This is a genomic window from Streptomyces sp. NPDC007264 (assembly GCF_042869095.1).
Taxonomy (GTDB): Bacteria; Actinomycetota; Actinomycetes; order Streptomycetales; family Streptomycetaceae; genus Streptomyces.
The window spans coordinates 128856-141928 of the sequence record NZ_JBIAFD010000012.1; the positions used below are offsets into that span (position 1 = coordinate 128856).

Here is a 13073-nt window from a genome sequence, read left to right on the forward strand (position 1 = left end):
GCTGCCGTCTCGGGCCGGAAGCTCTGCCCGGAACGTGCGGCCCCGGAGACGCACCCGGCCGAATTCGCGCCGGCCCGGCATGAACCGGGAACCGCGCTGCGTGGGGCGGGGACGAGGACCGGGACGAGGACCGGGACGAGGGCCGGGGTGAGGGCCGGGGCGGTGACGCCGCGGGCGCGGGAAGCACGCGGAGCGCTGCACGGCTCCGTCGTCAGGGTGCCGCGGAGTACCGGTCGGCGGAAGCCCGCAGCGCGGCCGCGGCCCGTCCGACCACCGGATCGCCATGGAACACACCGTGCTCGGGGAGATGCACGGCGGCGCTGCCGTGCGTACGGCCGGGGGTGGGGATGACGCGGGCGCCGCCGCCGAAGCCGAGGACCTCGCCGCCGGACAGCTCCGTGACGCTCCCCGGACGCACGATGTCACCCCGGGGAAGGTGCCGCGCCGCCTGCCCTGACGCTGCGCCCGCGTGGATCGGGCGCTCCCCTTCCTCAAGGACCGGCGGCGGCCCTTGGACCTCCCCCCGCGTCATGGGCGCGTCCCGGCGGTGGACCAGCACCTCGGCGCCGCTGAGCGCGGCGAACTCGCCCGCCCCGCCCGCGTGGTCCTCGTGGAAGTGGGTGAGCACGATCCGCCGCACCGCCGCAGGGGCAGACCGAGCGAGACGACCGCCCGGGCGACCGCCTCGCCGGAGCCCCTCGGCCCGGCGTCGACAGGCGTCGACTCGTCCGCGTCGCGCCAGAGATGTGCCTGGCCGACCGGGAACCGCAGCAGATGAAGACGGGGGAGAAGCGCGACGACGTCCATGGGACGACCCTGGGCAGCCCCCCCCGCCGGCGGGCGAGGGGCCTCAGCCGGTGGCAGAGCGTCTCACTCAGCTCGCCGCGTAGGTGCGGAGGAACAGGGCCACCGCCACCGACAGGCGCTCCAGTTCGTCGGGGGACACGCTCTCGTCGACCGCGTGGATCTGCGCCCCCGGCTCGCTGAGCCCGATGAGGAGGATCTCCGCCCGCGGATACAGCGACGCGAGGGTGTTGCACAGCGGGATGGAGCCGCCCTGGCCCGCGTGCTGCATCCGCCGGCCCGGATACGCGACCGCCATCGCCTCGGCCATCGCCGTGTAGGCCGGGCTCGAGGTGTCCGCACGGAACGCCTGCCCCTGCCCGATCTGTTCCGTGGTCACCCGGGCACCCCACGGCGTGTGTGCCTGCAGGTGGGCCTCGAGCAGCTTGCTCGCCTCCGCCGCGTCGACCCCCGGCGGCACCCGCAGGCTGACCAGCGCGCGGGCACTCGCCTGCACGGACGGGGTCGCGCCCACGACCGGCGGGCAGTCGATGCCGAGCACGGCCACGGCGGGGCGCGCCCAGAGGCGGTCGGCGACCGAGCCTGAGCCGATCAGCTGGACGCCGTCGAGCACTTTGGCGTCGTCGCGGAACTGCCCTTCGTCGTACTCGAGGCCGTCCCACCGCGCCTCGCCGGCCAGTCCCTCGACGGTCGTCGAACCGTCCTCGGCCCGCAGCGAGTCCAGGACCCGGATGAGCGCGGCCAGCGCGTCGGGCGCGGCCCCGCCGAACTGGCCGGAGTGCAGGTTGCCCTCGAGCGTGTCGACCTGCACGCGGACGAGGGTCATGCCGCGCAGCGTGGAGGTGACCGTCGGCAGCCCGGCACGGAAGTTGCCCGTGTCGCCGATGACGACGGCGTCCGCCGCGAGCAGGTCCGGGTGCTGCTCGGCGTACCGCTCGAGACCGCCCGTGCCCTGTTCCTCCGAGCCCTCGACGATCACCTTCACGTGCACGGGCACGCCGCCGTTCGCCTTGAGCGCGCGCAGCGCCAGCAGATGCATGACGAGGCCGCCCTTGCAGTCGGCCGCGCCCCGCCCGTACCAGCGCCCGTCGCGCTCGGTCAGCTCGAAGGGCGGGGTGGTCCACGCCGACTCGTCGAGCGGCGGCTGCACGTCGTAGTGCGCGTACAGCAGAACCGTCTTGGCGCCCTGCGGGCCGGGCAGGTGGCCGTACACCGACTGCGTGCCGTCCGGGGTGTCGAGCAACGCCACGTCCTGGAAGCCCTCGGCGCGCAGCGCGTCGGCGACCCAGCGCGCGGCGTCCTCGCTCTCGCTCCTCGGGAACTGGTCGAAGTCCGCCACCGACCTGAAGGCCACCAGTTCGGTGAGCTCCTCCCTCGCCCGGGGGATCAGCGAGGCGACGGTCCCGGCGATCGGATTCGACGACATGGCACGCTCCTTGTGGGTGCGATGGTGTACCGGTCGGTACTTCTGTGTGTACGGTCCTGCGGGTGTAGGCGCCTCCTGGGGTGCAGAGCGCATACCGAGCCGATCCTCCCACAGCGGCCTGCGGCGATACCCGCCGTAGTATGCGGGAGACAGGTGCGGCAGTCGGCTTGATCGGGAGCAGTAGACCATCGTGAGCAGCGAGAACTCTTCGGCGGACGGCGTGCAGCGGGTGTGGGACGTCGTCGTGGTGGGCGCGGGGCCTGCGGGGGCCTCGGCGGCGTACGCGGCCGCGGTCGCGGGCCGCAGCGTGCTGTTGCTGGAGAAGGCGGAACTGCCCCGCTACAAGACGTGCGGCGGCGGCATCATCGGCCCCTCGCGCGATGCCCTGCCACCCGGCTTCGAACTGCCGCTCCGCGACCGGGTGCACGCGGTCACCTTCTCCAACAACGGCCGCTTCACGCGCACCCGTCGCTCCCGGCAGATGCTGTTCGGGCTGATCAACCGCCCCGAGTTCGACCAGCAACTCGTCGAGCACGCCCAGAAGGCCGGCGCGGAGCTGCGCACCGGCACGGCGGTCTCGCGCGTCGAGCAGCACGGCTCGGCGGTGCCCGACCGCCGCACGGTCGCCGTGGTGCTGCAGGGCGGCGAGACACTGCTGGCCCGGGCCGTGGTCGGCGCGGACGGCAGCGCCAGCCGGATAGGGGCGCACGTCGGCGTGAAGCTCGACCAGGTCGACCTGGGTCTGGAGGCGGAGATCCCGGTCCCCGAGACCGTCGCCGAGGACTGGCGGGGACGGGTGCTCATCGACTGGGGGCCGATGCCAGGCAGCTACGGCTGGGTGTTCCCGAAGGGGGACACGCTCACGGTGGGTGTGATCTCCGCCCGGGGTGAAGGCGCCGCGACCAAGCGGTACTTGGAGGACTTCATCGCCCGGCTCGGCCTCGCAGGCTTCGAACCGAGCCTCTCGTCGGGGCACTTGACGCGCTGCCGCGCCGACGACTCGCCGCTGTCGCGGGGACGGGTGCTGGTGTGCGGGGACGCGGCAGGGCTGTTGGAGCCGTGGACCCGTGAGGGGATCTCGTTCGCGCTGCGGTCGGGACGGCTGGCAGGTGAGTGGGCGGTACGGATCGCCGAGGCGCACGACGCGGTGGACACGCGCAGGCAGGCCCTGAACTACGCGTTCGCCGTCAAGGCCGGCCTGGGCGTCGAGATGAGCGTCGGCAGGCGGCTGCTGAACGTGTTCGAGCGCCGGCCCGGACTCTTCCACGCTGCACTCACCGGATTCCGCCCCGCCTGGAAGGCGTTCAAGGACATCACGCAGGGCGCCACGTCCCTGGGGGAGATGGTCCGCACCCGCCCGATCGCCCAGCGCGCCCTGTCCGCGCTGGACCGCGGGCCCGCCGGCGACGCGGTCAGCTCGTGATCGTGATGTGGAAGACGGGGTGGTCGGGGGCGATGCGGCGCAGGTCGGCCTCCGGCGAATCGGGGCCGACCCCGTTGAAGAAGACCCCGACCTCGGCCTTCCAGCGCTTGAGGTAGGCGCGCAGGAGCGGAACCTTGTCGTCGTCGGCGACCTCGGTCGCGGTGAACACGTCCACGTGACTGCCGAGCCGCAGTTCGCCGCCGCCGGCGGCCCGCATGTTGTGGGTCCACTGGACGTGGCCGCGGGGGGCGAGCAGGTACTGCCGGCCGTCCACGGTCAGCAGGTTGACGGGGGTGGTCCGCCACTGGCCGCTCTTGCGGCCGCGGACCGCCAGCACGCGGGAGCCCCAGACGCTGATGCCACGGCGGGTCATCCAGGCCACGGCGCGGTTGAGGATGTTGACCGTGAACCAGCCGGGCTTCTGAACGTGCGTGGACATGGAGCGTCCTCCTGGCAGAAAAGTGTGAGCAGTGCTCTCGAACGAGAGCAGTATGCGCGAGATCGGTGCTCCAAAGCAAGAGCAGTGCTCTCGGTCGTGTGCGGCGCTCCCGGTTCCGGTCATGGTGGGCGCGTGGCGATTTGCGGTGAGCATCGCTCTCTTCGCGGAGCACCGCTCTCCTTTGTGTGCACTGCTCCGACTTCGTGTCACACTGCCTTCATGAGCACAGCACGAGGAGCCCGCGCCCGCGCCCGGATCGAGGTCACCGCCGCCATCAAGGACGAGGCGCGCCGGCAGCTCGCCGCGGAAGGCGCCGCCAGACTCTCGCTGCGGGCCGTCGCCCGCGAGCTCGGCATGGTCTCCTCCGCCCTCTACCGCTACTTCCCCAGCCGCGACGACCTGCTCACGGCGCTCATCATCGACGCCTACGACTCCCTGGGGGAGGCCGCCGAGGCCGCGCACGCCGAGGCCGGCACCCTCGCCCCCGCGCGGCGGTGGGTCGCCGTGTGCGAGGCCGTGCGAACGTGGGCGCTGGCGCATCCGCACGAGTACGCGCTGATCTACGGGTCGCCCGTGCCCGGGTACTCCGCGCCCGACACCACCATCCCTGCCGCGTCCCGCGTGGCACTGCTCCTGATCGGCATCGTGCGTGACGCCCACCGGCAGCGGGGCGTGGCCCGCCCTCCCCTGCCCGCCGAGCTGGCGCCCGAGGCGCGGCGCATGGCCGCCGACCACGCGGCCGACCTGCCGCCGGAGGTGGTCGCCGCCCTGGTCGCCTCCTGGGCACAGCTGTACGGACTGGTCGGGTTCGAGCTGTTCGGGCACTTCAACAAGGTCGTGGAGGAGCGCGAGGTGTTCTTCCGGCACGCGGCGGCGCAACTCGCGCACAACGTGGGCCTGGTGTTCCCTTAGGGCGCTGCTGCTGGGGACCGGGACCGGGCGGGGGCGCGGGGAAGGGGACGGCCCCGATCGGCCCACCAGTGATCGGGAGAGGACGTACTCCCCGGGGAGTACGTGTGATCACCTCGCCGGGGCGACGTCGTCCGCGGCCGGCAGCGTCTAGCGTGCATCCCATGGAGGAGCAGCACGCGGAGACGGGCCGGCGGTGGCCCGGGCCGCCGTGGGGGCACTGGAGGCACGACGCACCCCGCGGCTCCCGCCTGCCCTGGCGGTCCACGGTGCTGCTCACCGCGTTCGTGGTCATCGGTTCGCACGTCTCGGCGCACGATCAGCGGGGTGATCGCGCCCAGCTCGGCCTCGTGGCACATCTGTTGCTCCTCGTGGCCGCGGGGGCGCTGCTGTGGCGGCAACGGCATCCCGTGCCCGTCGTGTTCGTCACGGCCGCGGCCGCCATGGTCTATCTGGGGGCCGGACACCCGTACGGCCCCGTCTTCCTCACCGTCGCCGTCGCCTGTTTCAGCGCCCTGGTCGCCGGCCACCGCACGGCCGTGTGGACGGCCGGCGGGATGTTCTGGGCCGGGCACGTCCTGGTGGCGCACTGGCTGTACCGATGGCTTCCGCCGGCCGGCGACGCGGCCGCCTCCTGGGGGCAGGAACTGATCATCGCCACCTGGGTGGTGGCCATCGTCGCCGTGGCGGAACTGGTGCGGATCCGGCGGGAGCAGTGGGTGCGCGAGCGGGCCGAACGGGCCCAGGCCGCGCGGCGGCGCGCGGACGAGGAGCGGTTGCGCATCGCCCGCGAACTCCACGACGTGCTGGCCCACAGCATCTCCGTGATCAACGTCCAGGCGGGCGTGGGTCTTGCGCTGCTCGACTCCGATCCGGAACAGGCGCGCACGGCGCTCACCACCATCAAGGCGGCCAGCAAGGAGGCGCTCGGGGAGGTGCGCCAGGTGCTCGACACGCTCCGCGCCCCCGGTGACGCGCCGCGCGCGCCGGCCCCCGGGCTCGGGCGGCTGGGGGAACTCGTCGAGCAGGCCGCCGGCGCCGGGCTCACGGTCACGGTCGACGGCGCGGCGCCGAGGCTCGCGCCGGGCACCGACCTCGCGGCGTTCCGCATCGTCCAGGAGGCCCTCACCAACGTCGTACGGCACTCCGGTTCGCGGCACGCTCGCGTGCGCGTCGACTGCGCGAACGGCACGCTGCGCCTGCGTGTCGACGACGACGGACCCCCGACGGGAGCCGACGCGGGCGGCAGCGGCAACGGCCTGGCCGGGATGCGGGAACGGGCCGCGGCCCTCGGCGGCTCGATCGAGGCGGGCCCGCACCCCGGCGGCGGGTTCCGGGTGCTGGCGGTGCTGCCGTTGACGGTGTCGTCCGAGGAGTCGCTCCGGGGCGGCTCGAACAGGAAGGAGGACCGGTGATCCGGGTCTTGCTCGCCGACGACCAGTCCCTGGTCAGGGCCGGGTTCCGGGCGCTGCTCGACGCGCAGCCGGACATCGAGGTGGCCGGGGAGGCCGCCGACGGCGGCGAGGCGTTGCGCCAGGTGCGCGCGCTGCGTCCCGATGTCGTGCTGATGGACATCCGCATGCCGCTGGTCGACGGGCTCGCCGCGACCCGCGGCATCACCGGGGATCCGGCACTGGAGGACGTGAAGGTGGTCATGCTGACCACGTTCGAGCTGGACGAGTACGTCTTCGAGGCGATCCGCTCCGGCGCCTCCGGATTCCTGGTCAAGGACACCGAGCCGGAAGAACTCCTGCGCGCCGTGCGGGCGGTGGTCGCAGGGGACGCCCTGCTGTCACCGGGTGTCACCCGGCGGCTGATCGCCGAGTTCGCGGCCCGCTCGAAGGAGCCCGCGGCCGCCGTGTCGCTCGCCGAACTCACCGAGCGGGAACGGGAGGTGATGGCCCTGGTCGGCATCGGACTGTCCAACGACGAGATCGCCCGGCGGCTGGTCGTCAGCCCGCTCACGGCCAAGACCCATGTCAGCCGCACCATGGTCAAGCTGGGCGCCCGCGACCGGGCCCAACTCGTCGTCCTGGCCTATGAGTCGGGGCTGGTGCGGCCGGGCTGGCTGGGCTGAGTCCCGGGGCCGCGCCCGAAACGCGCCAGCACGCTGACGACGCGGACCACGAAGAGTGTGCAGGCCACGGTGGCCGCCGAGACGATCAGCGTGCGCCGCACGCCGTGCGACAGGTCGAAGGCGAAGGCGGGCCCCGCCACGGCCCCGAACGCCAGGGCCGCCGCGAACACCGCGCTGCACAGCCCGTATCCGATCTCGACGGTGACGGCGTCCCGCTCCGCCTGGGTGCGCCGGCCGCGGGCCCGGAGCGAACGTCCCCCATGGTTCTCCATGGTCCGAGTCAAACAGGCGTGTGCCCGGCGCGGCAACCGACCCGCCCGGCCCGTCCGGGCGCTGCGCGACCCTCGGGTGCTTTCGCGTCCCCCGCCTCAGTCGCGGACCGCCACGGGCTCCGCCTCCGTCTGCTCCCGACGGGACCGGGCGACCACGACGGACCGCCGGGTGCGGCGGGTACGCACTCCCGTGAGGGTGATCAGCAGGCCCGCCGCCGCGATGCCCGTGACCACGATCAAGCCGGCCGGTAGCTGTCGAGCACGGCCTGCGGCGAGGCGTGCGCGGGCGTGCGCGCGGTCACCACGGCGGTCACCACCGCCAGGAAGACGGCGCCGCCCACCTGGACCGAGGTGTTGAGCAGGCCGGAGACCATGCCCTGCTCGTGGTCCTCCACCCCGTTAGTGGCCTGGATGTTGAGCGAGGGGAAGACCAGCGCGCAGGCCGCCCCGATCAGCAGCATGCTCGGCCTGTGCCCCAGCGACTTCGAGGTGCTCGACGTCCTCTCGGCGCCGCCGGAGCACGGCGGCCCCCGCGCCCTGCGCGTCCAGGAGATCTCCGAGCGGGTCCATCCGAGTCGGAGCGCGTTGTCGCGGCTGATCGCCCGACTGGAGAAGGACGGGCCCGTCGAGCGCACCCTGTGCCCGGAGGACCGGCGGGGCGTGCGCGTCGCCCTCACGGCGAGGGGGAGCGCGCTGCACGGCGAGGTGCGGCCGGTGCAGCGCGCGGTGCTGACGCGGATGCTGAGCGGCTGACGGCCTCGCCCCGCGTGCTCAGGCCCAGACCACAGCGGACTTCTCGCGCCACAGGTCGGTGACCGAGGTGTCACCGGCCACGTGCGGGAACGGCATCCGGTTCCACAGCGACAGATACAGCTGCGCGACGGGCCCGGTCACCTCGCAGTCCGCGTCCGCGGTATCGCCCGCCTCGGTCACCGGGGGCTCCGCCGACAGCCGCACGGTCCACACGGCGCCGTCGGTGTCCGTGGCCCGCACCCGCAGCACGCGCGGCTGCTCGCTGCGCACCCGGCTCTTGGAGCGGGCGTGGAAGCCGTGCAGCAGCTCGTCGATGCCGTCGGCCGCGAACGCCGGAGCGACACCGGTGGGCGTGCCACCGCGCGCCGACTCCGCGTCGATCCGGTGCACAGCCGTCTCGTGGGCCTGTCGACGGGCCCAGAACGCGAGCGGCGAGGGCGCCGGCAGGAAGTGCCAGCACCGCACGTCGGGCTCGGCGCCGGAGAGGGTGTCGACGAGGTGGCGGTGGCCTTCCCGGAACCAGGGCACGAGGTCGGCGTCGTCCAGGTCCGGCAGGCCGCCGTCGGGGTGGTACGAGGTGTGCCGCTCGGAGACGAAGGCCGCCGCCCAGCGGTGCACCATGCCCGTGTGCCGCAGCAGGTCCCGGACCTGCCACTCCGGGCAGGTCGGTACCGTCGCGTCCGTGCCCGCCTCCTCGGCCGCGGTGGCCAGCAGCCGGCCCTCCCGCTCCAGGGCCTCGATCAACTCGGCAGTCTCCATGGGGTGAGTGTGCCGCACGGGGCGCGCCGTGCGGCAGGCCGGGTGGTGGGAAGGCGCGCCGTGGCGAACCGGTACGGCACGTCCGGGCGGTCGCCGCCACCGGGTGCTGATCATTCGGCCGGCCTCGCCGGCACTGCTCCATCCGTGCGCACGCCGCGCGCGGCTGCGGTGACTGAGGCGTGGAATGACGGAAAAGTAAGCTCCCGGCCGGAGTTGTCCGGCGTAGTCGCCGAAGGAGAGACCACCGTGAGCGTCGGGCTGATCAACGGCCTTCCCGGCCATCCTCTGTTCGTCCACGGCTCGGTCGTGCTGGTTCCGCTGACGGCGCTGGCGCTCGTCGTGTGCGCCGTGTGGCCCGCGACGGCGCGGCGGTTCGGGTGGCTGCTTCCGGTACTGGGGCTGGTCGCGCTCGCCCTGGTGGTGCTGACCACCGAATCCGGCGAGTGGCTGGAGGAGCGTGTGAAGGAGACCCCGCTGGTGGAGTCGCACGCCGAGATGGGGGAGGGGCTGACGCCCTGGGTCATCGCCCTCCTGGTGCTCACGGCCGTCGTGTGGTGGCTGGGCCGCGCCGCCCGCCGACGGCCCTACGGTGAGGACGTCGTCGACGGTCCCACCGGGGGCAGGGCGCCCGCCGGGGCCCGGCTGGCCGGATCCGTTCCGCTGCGGGTCGTGGTGCTGGTGCTGGCCCTGGCGGTGGGCGTCGGCGCGGTCGTCCAGGCGTACCGGATCGGCGACTCCGGGGCGAAGGCGGTCTGGAAGGGCAGGTTCTCGACCGGCGAGCCGACCGAGAAGGACTGAATCACGGGCGGGCGTCGGCCGAGGAGGACTGAATCGTGGGCGGGCGCCGGCCGAGGAGGGCTGATCGTGGGCGGGTGTCGGCCGAGAGGACTGATCACGGGCCGCCGCCGGCCGAGAGGCCTGATCACGGGCGGGCGCCGGCCGCGCGGCGTACACCGTGTCCGATCACCGAGGCGAGCGCGGCCAGTGCCGCCACGCTCGTCAGCGCGGCGGGCAGCGAGTACCAGTCCGTCATGAACCCGATGGCGGGCGGGCCGAGCAGCATGCCGCCGTAGCCGAGCGTCGAGGCGACGGCGACCCCGCCGGGGCCCGCGAGTGCGCCGGCGCGCTCCACGGCGACGGGGAAGATGTTGGCGAGGCCGAGGCCGGTGACCGCGAAGCCGAGCAGTGCCGCCCACACCGAGGGGGCGAGCGAGCCGAGGAGCATCCCGGCCGCCGCCGTGGCCCCGCCCGACACCACCGTGCGCATCCGCCCGAGCCGTTCCAGCAGGACTGTGCCGCCGAGTCGGCCCACGGCCATGGCGAGCGCGAAGCCGGAATAGCCGGCCGCCGCCACACCCGGGTGCGCGCCGAGGTCCTGTTCCAGGTGCAGTGCCCCCCAGTCCGCCAGCGCGCCCTCGCCGTAGGCCGTGCAGAGCGCGATCAGGCCGAAGACCGTCACCATGCGCCGGGTGCGGGCGTCCAGGCGGTGCGGGGCGCGCTCATCGGGCGGCCGTACCCGGTCGGCGGGCACCGGCACCGGCACCGGCGGCACCGGCGGCTTCAGGCGCAGCAGGGCGCGTCCGGCGACCGCGGTCACGAGCAGGCCGAGGACGGTGAGCCCGAGGAGGTGCCGCACGGGGGACAGGGAGTTCGCGACCAGTCCGCCGAGCCCGGCGCCCGTCATGCCGCCGAGGCTGAACGCCGCGTGGAAGCTGGGCATGATCGGCCGCCGGAGCGCGGTGACGAGATCGACGGCGGCGCTGTTGAAGGCGACGTTGATGCCGCCGTAGGCCATGCCGAAGACCAGCAGCGCGGCGCCGAGTTCGGGCGCGGAACGGGTCAGCGGCGGCAGGGCGACGCTCAGGGAGAGCAGGACCGCGCAGATCACGGTGACGGGATGGCTGCCGTAGCGGCGGCACAGGCGGCCGGTGAGCGTCATGGTGACCACGGCGCCTGCGGAGACGCAGAGGAGGGCGAGGCCGAGGGCGCCGGCGGATGCGCCGGTCTGGTCCTTGACGGCGGGGATGCGGACGACCCAGCCGGCGAAGACGAAGCCGTCGAGGGCGAAGAAGGCGGTCAGGGCGAGGCGGAGCCGGATCGGACGGTCGTCCGGCACGGCGCTGTGCGAACGGACTTTGTTTATTAGCGGCACAAAGTCACGGTAGAGTCGCCCGGCGGCCCCGGCAAGGGAGTTGTCGCCGTGCGCTCCCGGGCGGCGGGGGCGGTCCGGGGGTCGTCCCCCATGAGCCGCTGCCGTCCCCGGGCCGTGGACGGGTCGGCGGCGCGGTCGTCAGCCCAGGGCCCGGTCGAGGTTGAATGCCGCGCTGATCAGTCCGAGGTGGGTGAACGCCTGCGGGAAGTTGCCCTGTTGCTCGCCGGTGGGGCTGATCTCCTCGGCGTACAGCCCCAGATGGTTGGCATACGTCAGCATCTTCTCGAAGGCCAGCCGTGCCTCGTCGAGGCGGCCGGCGCGGACCAGCGCCTCGACGTACCAGAACGAGCAGATGGAGAACGTCCCCTCGTCGCCTCGCACACCGTCCGGGCTCGACCTCGGGTCGTAGCGGTAGACCAGCGAGTCGGACACCAGCTCCTGGCCGAGCGCGTCCAGCGTGGACAGCCACTTGGGATCGGTGGGTGCGATGAACTTGGCCAGCGGCATCATGAGCACCGAGGCGTCGAGCACATCGCCCTGCTCGTGCTGCACGAACGCCTGGCGTTCGGCGGACCAGCCCCGCTGCATGATCCGCCGGTAGACCGTGTCACGGCAGTCCAGCCAGCGGACCAGGTCGGCGGGCAGACCACGGCGGCGGGCCATCCGGATGGCCCGCTCGATCGCCACCCAGCACATCAGCCGCGAGTACAGGAAGTTCTTGCGGCCGCCGCGCGTCTCCCAGACGCCCTCGTCGGGCTGGTCCCAGTGGGCGCACACCCAGTCCACCAGCGCGCAGACCTGGTCCCACTGGTCGCTGGAGACGGGCTGCGCCCACTTGTCGTAGAGGTAGATCGAGTCGATGAGGGCGCCGTAGATGTCGAGTTGGAGCTGTTCGGCGGCCGCGTTGCCGATACGCACCGGCGCCGCCCCCCGATGGCCCTCCAGATGGTCGAGTTCGTGCTCGGGGAGGTCGGTACGGCCGTCGATCCCGTACATGATCTGCAGCGGTCCGGACGGCCCGCCGTCCCCGGACGTGATGTGCCGGGTCACGAACTGCATGAACGCCTCCGCCTCGCCGGTGAAACCGAGGCGCAGCAGGGCGTAGACGCAGAAGGCCGCGTCGCGCACCCACACGTAGCGGTAGTCCCAGTTGCGTTCGCCGCCGAGCCGCTCGGGGAGGCTGGTCGTCGGCGCGGCGACGATCGCCCCGGTCGGCGCGTAGGTGAGCAGCTTCAGCGTGAGGGCGGAGCGGTGCACCATCTCCCGCCACCGGCCGCGGTAGCGCGAGGCGGACAGCCACTTCCGCCAGAACGCCACCGTGGTGCCGAACTGCTCCTCCGCCTCCCTGTGGGCGCATGTGCGCGGCCCGAGGTCCTCTCCGACCTGGTCCAGCGCGAACACCGCCGACTCGCCCTCGGAGAGTTTGAAGTCCGCCCAGGCGTCCAGGGCGTCGCCTTCGAGGGCCACGGTGGCGGTCAGGGCCAGCGACAGGTCGGCGGACTCGAAGACCGCGATGTCGCCGAGCACACGAACGGTGTGCGGCTGGGTGCCGTAGCGGAACCGGGGGGCCACCCGTGCCCGGAACGGGATGGCACCGCGCACGCACAGCACCCGCCGGATCAGCCGGTGGCGTTCGGTCTCCACCGACCCCGCGCCGACGGGCATGAAGTCCTGCACCTCGCCGACGCCGTCCTCGGTGAAGAACCTCGTGATCAGGACGTTGGTGTCGGGGAAGTAGAACTGCTTTGTGCGCGCCGGCACGGTCGCGGAGAGCTCGAAGCAGCCGCCCCGGTCTGCGTCCAGCACCGAGGCGAAGACGCTGGGGGCGTCGAACGCCGGGCAGCAGTACCAGTCGATGGTGCCGTTGGAGCCCACCAGGGCCACGGTCCGCATATCGCCGATCAGGCCGTGTTCGGCGATCGGCAGATACCGGGAGGCATCCTGCCCGTACTGGTCGACCGGCGTCTCGGCCATCGCGGCCTCCCTGCCACCCGGCGTGCCACGGCGCATCCCAGCTTAGGCGCAGCGGGCGACGGCGCCACCGGGAGCGCGGCGACCG

Annotated in this window: 12 protein-coding genes and 2 pseudogenes; 6 read left to right on the forward strand and 8 right to left on the reverse strand. The window is 73.3% G+C overall.

The genetic code is table 11. The features are described 5' to 3' along the window. Window positions 1-211: 211 nt before the first annotated feature. The gene (locus ACFYMU_RS21790) at window positions 212-640 is read right to left on the reverse strand and encodes an MBL fold metallo-hydrolase (RefSeq protein ID WP_388375497.1); all 429 of its coding nucleotides are present in this window, start codon (window positions 638-640) and stop codon (window positions 212-214) included. A gap of 234 nt (window positions 641-874) precedes the next feature. Then, entirely contained in the window at window positions 875-2230 is a 1356-nt protein-coding gene (locus ACFYMU_RS21795) for a dipeptidase (RefSeq protein WP_388375499.1), read from the reverse strand. Between the two features lie 190 nt (window positions 2231-2420). On the opposite strand from ACFYMU_RS21795, the gene ACFYMU_RS21800 reads away from it, so the two are divergent. Continuing rightward, on the forward strand, window positions 2421-3653 hold the full coding sequence (locus tag ACFYMU_RS21800; RefSeq protein ID WP_388375502.1) for a geranylgeranyl reductase family protein: 1233 nt from the start codon (window positions 2421-2423) through the stop codon (window positions 3651-3653). Here the strand turns inward: ACFYMU_RS21800 and ACFYMU_RS21805 are convergent. Then, complete coding sequence (locus tag ACFYMU_RS21805) at window positions 3643-4092, reverse strand: nitroreductase family deazaflavin-dependent oxidoreductase (RefSeq protein ID WP_388375505.1); 450 nt, start codon at window positions 4090-4092, stop codon at window positions 3643-3645. The two genes, ACFYMU_RS21800 and ACFYMU_RS21805, sit on opposite strands and share 11 nt — an antisense overlap. A gap of 219 nt (window positions 4093-4311) precedes the next feature. Between ACFYMU_RS21805 and ACFYMU_RS21810 the strand changes: the two genes are divergently transcribed. The 3 genes from ACFYMU_RS21810 to ACFYMU_RS21820 all read left to right on the forward strand — a co-directional run bounded on the left by ACFYMU_RS21810 (window position 4312) and on the right by ACFYMU_RS21820 (window position 7078). Then, window positions 4312-5004 carry a TetR/AcrR family transcriptional regulator gene (locus ACFYMU_RS21810; protein WP_388375507.1) on the forward strand — a complete coding sequence of 231 codons (693 nt, stop codon included), beginning with the start codon at window positions 4312-4314 and terminating at the stop codon, window positions 5002-5004. Window positions 5005-5165: 161 nt separating this feature from the next. After that, window positions 5166-6416, forward strand: coding sequence for a sensor histidine kinase (locus ACFYMU_RS21815; protein ID WP_388375510.1), 1251 nt, complete (start codon window positions 5166-5168; stop codon window positions 6414-6416). After that, on the forward strand, window positions 6413-7078 hold the full coding sequence (locus ACFYMU_RS21820; RefSeq protein WP_388375512.1) for a response regulator: 666 nt from the start codon (window positions 6413-6415) through the stop codon (window positions 7076-7078). Before ACFYMU_RS21815 ends, ACFYMU_RS21820 begins: the two co-directional genes overlap by 4 nt. On the opposite strand, the gene ACFYMU_RS21825 is transcribed toward ACFYMU_RS21820, so the two are convergent. Both ACFYMU_RS21825 and ACFYMU_RS21830 read right to left on the reverse strand, forming a co-directional pair. Next, window positions 7039-7350 carry a DUF6332 family protein gene (locus ACFYMU_RS21825; protein ID WP_388375515.1) on the reverse strand — a complete coding sequence of 104 codons (312 nt, stop codon included), beginning with the start codon at window positions 7348-7350 and terminating at the stop codon, window positions 7039-7041. The two genes, ACFYMU_RS21820 and ACFYMU_RS21825, sit on opposite strands and share 40 nt — an antisense overlap. Window positions 7351-7446: 96 nt before the next feature. Continuing rightward, window positions 7447-7817: pseudogene (locus tag ACFYMU_RS21830) on the reverse strand (MFS transporter); the annotation flags it as partial. Here ACFYMU_RS21830 and ACFYMU_RS21835 point away from each other — a divergent pair. Next, a pseudogene (locus ACFYMU_RS21835) lies at window positions 7816-8103 on the forward strand (MarR family transcriptional regulator); the annotation flags it as partial. The pseudogenes ACFYMU_RS21830 and ACFYMU_RS21835 sit on opposite strands and share 2 nt — an antisense overlap. An 18-nt stretch (window positions 8104-8121) precedes the next feature. On the opposite strand, the gene ACFYMU_RS21840 reads toward ACFYMU_RS21835, so the two are convergent. Continuing rightward, complete coding sequence (locus tag ACFYMU_RS21840) at window positions 8122-8862, reverse strand: maleylpyruvate isomerase family mycothiol-dependent enzyme (protein WP_388375518.1); 741 nt, start codon at window positions 8860-8862, stop codon at window positions 8122-8124. A 246-nt stretch (window positions 8863-9108) separates the two neighbouring features. Here ACFYMU_RS21840 and ACFYMU_RS21845 point away from each other — a divergent pair, with 246 nt between their 5' ends. Then, on the forward strand, window positions 9109-9660 hold the full coding sequence (locus tag ACFYMU_RS21845) for a DUF2231 domain-containing protein (RefSeq protein WP_388375521.1): 552 nt from the start codon (window positions 9109-9111) through the stop codon (window positions 9658-9660). 124 nt (window positions 9661-9784) lie between these two features. Here ACFYMU_RS21845 and ACFYMU_RS21850 read toward each other — a convergent pair whose 3' ends face one another. Continuing rightward, the gene (locus tag ACFYMU_RS21850; RefSeq protein WP_388375524.1) at window positions 9785-10978 is read right to left on the reverse strand and encodes an MFS transporter; all 1194 of its coding nucleotides are present in this window, start codon (window positions 10976-10978) and stop codon (window positions 9785-9787) included. 174 nt (window positions 10979-11152) lie between these two features. Beyond that, window positions 11153-12988, reverse strand: a complete 1836-nt coding sequence (locus ACFYMU_RS21855; protein WP_388375527.1) for a glycoside hydrolase family 15 protein — start codon at window positions 12986-12988, stop codon at window positions 11153-11155. Window positions 12989-13073 lie beyond the last annotated feature (85 nt).